Genomic DNA, 3,993 nt, shown 5'->3' with positions numbered 1-3,993 from the left:
GTCGAAGACCTGACCGACCACGACTAAACATTCGCTCCACCCCCACACCCGTCCACCCAGGGACAGACCCCATTCACCCACCGGGTGCTCGAGCGGACGGGGACAGACCCCGAAAATGGTCACGAGTGAATGGATGAATGTTCACTCGGGGACAGACCCCGGTTGCTTTCGGGGACAGACCCCGGTTGCTTTCGGGGACAGACCCCGGTTGTTGGGTGTTGCTAGCAACTTGGGGGTCGACGGCATTCTTATCGGTGCCGTGTCCCCGGTGGGTGCTGGTGGGGTTTGCTAGCGTCGGGTGGCTCTGCCTTCGATCGTCTTGCTGTCATCGAAGGGGTGCAGGGGTGTGCTTTCAAAGGTGGTCTTGGTGTGGACGTGCACGGACCCGAAGCCCCCTGACCCGAAGCCACGGAACAGTCGCGAAAGTACAAACTTGCGAATCAGATTGCGTCCGACCGGAACCAGCATCACAAAGCCGACGATGTCGGTCAGCAAGCCGGGGGTGAGCAGCAGGGCGGCGGAAAACACGATCATCAATCCATCCTGAATCTCGCGGCTCGGCATCCGGCCTTCGGCCAACGCCAATTGAAACTTTTGCCACGCGATCAGGCCCTCACGTTTGGCCAGCCAAGAGCCGATAATGCCGGTAATGATGACCAGCAAAAATGTCGGGCCAGCCCCCGTGAAATCGGCAAGCTGCAACAACAGATACAGCTCCACCAGGGGGACGGTAATGAACAGCAGAAGAAGTCGAAGTAGCATCTCGATCGCCTGAAATGGGCGGAAAAATTGGACGACAGCGTTCAAAATGAACCTGTTTCGGACCGGTCCGTCGGAGTGCCATCCTGACAAATGTCCCTTGCAGAACGGATCAGGACGCGAATTTCGTGCCAGATCCCACAATTTCCAATCACCCCCCGCACCAATCCATCAGGTGACGATCGTGATCGCCCAATCCCTGACGATCCCCAACGCGGAAGATTTGTACGCGCGGCTCTGGCATCGCGGCGACGGCACGGAGCTGGGCGTGGTGATCTTGGTGCACGGATTGGGGGATCACGGTGGACGATTCGCGTCCTTCGCCAAGCGGATGCTGCGTCGCCGCTGGGCGGTTTTCGCCTTCGATTTGCCCGGTCACGGCCGCTCGCCGGGACGACGCGGAACCGTCAAGAGTTACGATTCCATTTTGCAGATCATTGCATCCTCGCGGAGGCTGTTGTGGGACCGCTTCGGCGAGAAGGATCAGGTCGTGGTCGGCCACAGCATGGGAGGCAATTTCGCGGTCAACTACGCCCTGCGCCGTGATGAGTTCGATTCGGTTTCGACGCCAGATCTTTCGGGATTGGTGTTGGTCGCACCGATGCTGATGCCACCCACTTTCCTGGATCGACCGAAGCTATTCGCTGCCTGGGGAACCGGCCAGTTGTTTCGTTGGATCCAAATTTCCAAACCGGCCCGCGTGGAGCAACTGACGCGCGACCAGGAAGCGGCCGAGCGTCTTCGAGCAGACCCGTTACAGCACAGTCACGTCTCGCTGTACTTGGCGACCCAACTGCTAGCGCAAGGCCGATTCGCACTCGACCACGCCGCCGAGATCGAGACACCGACGTTGATCATGCAAGGGACCGAGGACGAGTTGATCGATCAGGCCGCCTGTCGCAATCTGGCACTCCGCATGCGTGATCGCGGCGAGTCTGTGCGGTGGTCAGGCGGACGACACGATTTGATCCACGACGTCGACGCCGACGCCGTGGCGGATCAGATGGCGGGTTGGATGAACGGCAAGCTCACCCGAGTCACACCGACATTGTCGAACCGGTCGACTGCACTCGGTTCGCAACTGCCGTCACGGGCTCACGTAAACGAACTGTGTTGCGACGGTATCGCTTGAGACATAAAACGCGCAGTGCCGGGACATAGCCGCCGGGACTTAGCCGCTGGGGCAGTGATCGCGGAAGCAGGCGCTGCTTACCCGATCACGTCGCAACCCATCCAGGGTTGCAGCACCTTGGGAACCGAGATGCTGCCGTCGGCGCGTTGATGGTTTTCGATCACCGCGATCATCGCACGTCCGGTGGCGACGGCGGTGCCATTGAGCGTGTGCAGGAACTTGGTTCCCTTCTCTCCGGTTACCTTGTAACGCGTGTTCAGCCGACGCGCCTGGTAGTCGGTGCAGTTGCTGGTGCTCGTCACTTCGCCCCACTCGCCGGCGTCGCCCCGCCCCGGCATCCAGGCTTCCAAATCGTACTTTCGATAGGCCGGACCACCCAGGTCGCCGCTGGCGGTGTCGACGACACGGTAGGGGACTTCCAAGGCATCGAACAATTCACACTCCAACGTCCGCATCTCTTCGTGCATCGCGTCACTGTGCTCGGGCAACGTGAAGGCGAACATTTCGACCTTGGTGAATTGATGCACGCGGTACAAACCTTTGGACGCGCGACCGGCCGCTCCGGCTTCGGTGCGGAAACAGTGACTGAGCCCGCACAGCTTGATCGGCAACTCGGTGTCGGCCAACGTTTGATCGGCCATCATGCCCCCGAGTGTGATCTCCGCGGTGGCGACCAGGTTCAGCTCAGTGTTCTCGATGCTGTAAATCTGCGTCTCCGGACCGCGCGGGTTGAACCCGGTTCCCTGCAGCACGCTGGTCAGCGCCAGGTCGGGCGTGGACACGGGGGTGAAACCGCGATCGGAAAGGAAGGCGATGGCGAACTGTTGCAGCGCCAGATCCAAGCGGACGGCGGCGTTGCGCAGAAAGTAGAACCCGGCTCCGGCGACACGCGCGCCGGCTTCGAAATCGAACAGGTCGTGCTTTTCACCGAGCTGGAGATGGTCGAGCGGCTGGAAATCGAACTCCGGTTTCGGCGTCGCACCGAACGACAATTCCTTGGCATCCTCTTCGCCACCGGTCGGCGCGTCGGGGTGCGTCAGGTTGGGGATCAGCGTTTGGATCGCCAGGATTTCAGTTTCGAGATCGTCGCATTGTTTTTGTGCGTCATCTTTCTGTTGTCGCAGCTCGCGGCCCTTGGCGATCAGCTCTTGCCGTTCGGCATCCCCGGCGGCCTTGGGGATTTGTTTGCTGACTTCGTTGGCTTGGCGATTGAGCTCTTGGGCGAGCTGCAATTGTTCGACGCGTTGACCGTCCAGCTCGACGATGCGATCGACATCACATGGCACGCCGCGTCGCTCGCAGTTCTCGCGGACCAGGTCGACGTTTTGGAGGATGAATTTCCGATCTAACATGATGAGTTGAGGTAGGTGGGGAAAGGTGAATTCGAAAGTGTTGTAGTCGTCTCAGCGGCGGGTGAATGTTGATCGAGGCTGAAAATGATTCGATGACGCCTGATCGACCCTCCCCTCGCTTCGCTCGACCCTCCCGGCCAGGGAGGGTTGCTTCATTGGAAGCCTATTCCACTTGTTTGGCGATTTCATTCCAGAGCCGGGCGGAGGCTTGGATGCCGCGATGGTAATCCTCGACACGAAATTTTTCATTGGGGCTATGGGCGTTATCGTCGGAAAGCCCCCAGCCGAGCAACAGGCAATCGCAACCCAAGACCTCTTGGAAACGGGTGACGATCGGAATCGAGCCGCCTTCGCGAATGAAGACCGGTTTGGCACCGAAGGCGGCGTCGATGGCCCGTTCGGCGGCCTTGGCGAACGGCGTGTCGATGTTGGCCAGCATCCCGGGCGCCCCGTGATCGGATACCAGTTTCCAGCGGACGCCGGGCGGAGCGTTGGCGCTGAAGTGGTCGTTCAGTTGCTGCGTCAGCTCCCGGGGGTCTTGGTCGGCGACCAACCGAAAGCTGACCTTCGCGGACGCTTTGGCGGGGATGATCGTCTTGACGCCTTCGCCTTGGTGGCCCGAGGTCAGCCCGTTGATGTCGAACGTCGGTCGTGCCCAACGTCGCTCGTCAGTCGTGTAGCCTTGTTCGCCGAACAGTTCCTGGACACCCACGTTTGCGGCAAACGCTTCGTCCGATTGCGGAAGCTCGC

The 3,993-nt window shown here is 60.4% G+C and carries 4 protein-coding genes; 1 reads left to right on the top strand and 3 read right to left on the bottom strand.

Annotated elements, in window-relative coordinates; genetic code table 11:
* Nucleotides 1–288 precede the first annotated feature (288 nt).
* Nucleotides 289–762, bottom strand: coding sequence for an FxsA family protein (locus ABX749_RS24770; RefSeq protein WP_372898349.1), 474 nt, complete (start codon nt 760–762; stop codon nt 289–291).
* A gap of 172 nt (nt 763–934) precedes the next feature.
* Between ABX749_RS24770 and ABX749_RS24765 the strand changes: the two genes are divergently transcribed.
* The gene (locus tag ABX749_RS24765) at nt 935–1,891 is read left to right on the top strand and encodes a lysophospholipase (protein WP_372898348.1); all 957 of its coding nucleotides are present in this window, start codon (nt 935–937) and stop codon (nt 1,889–1,891) included.
* A 77-nt stretch (nt 1,892–1,968) separates the two neighbouring features.
* On the opposite strand, the gene serS is transcribed toward ABX749_RS24765, so the two are convergent.
* Together serS and ABX749_RS24755 are read right to left on the bottom strand one after the other, a co-directional pair.
* Entirely contained in the window at nt 1,969–3,243 is a 1,275-nt protein-coding gene (gene serS / locus ABX749_RS24760; protein WP_372898347.1) for a serine--tRNA ligase, read from the bottom strand.
* A gap of 163 nt (nt 3,244–3,406) precedes the next feature.
* Nucleotides 3,407–3,993: M20/M25/M40 family metallo-hydrolase (locus ABX749_RS24755; RefSeq protein WP_372898346.1), on the bottom strand; the 587-nt coding region annotated here is incomplete at its 5' end.

The sequence above is a fragment of the Stieleria sp. genome, assembly GCF_041595215.1.
Classification (GTDB): Bacteria; Planctomycetota; Planctomycetia; order Pirellulales; family Pirellulaceae; genus Stieleria; species Stieleria magnilauensis.
The sequence above is the reverse complement of the archived record's forward strand: the minus strand, read 5'-3'. Positions and strand labels throughout refer to the sequence as shown.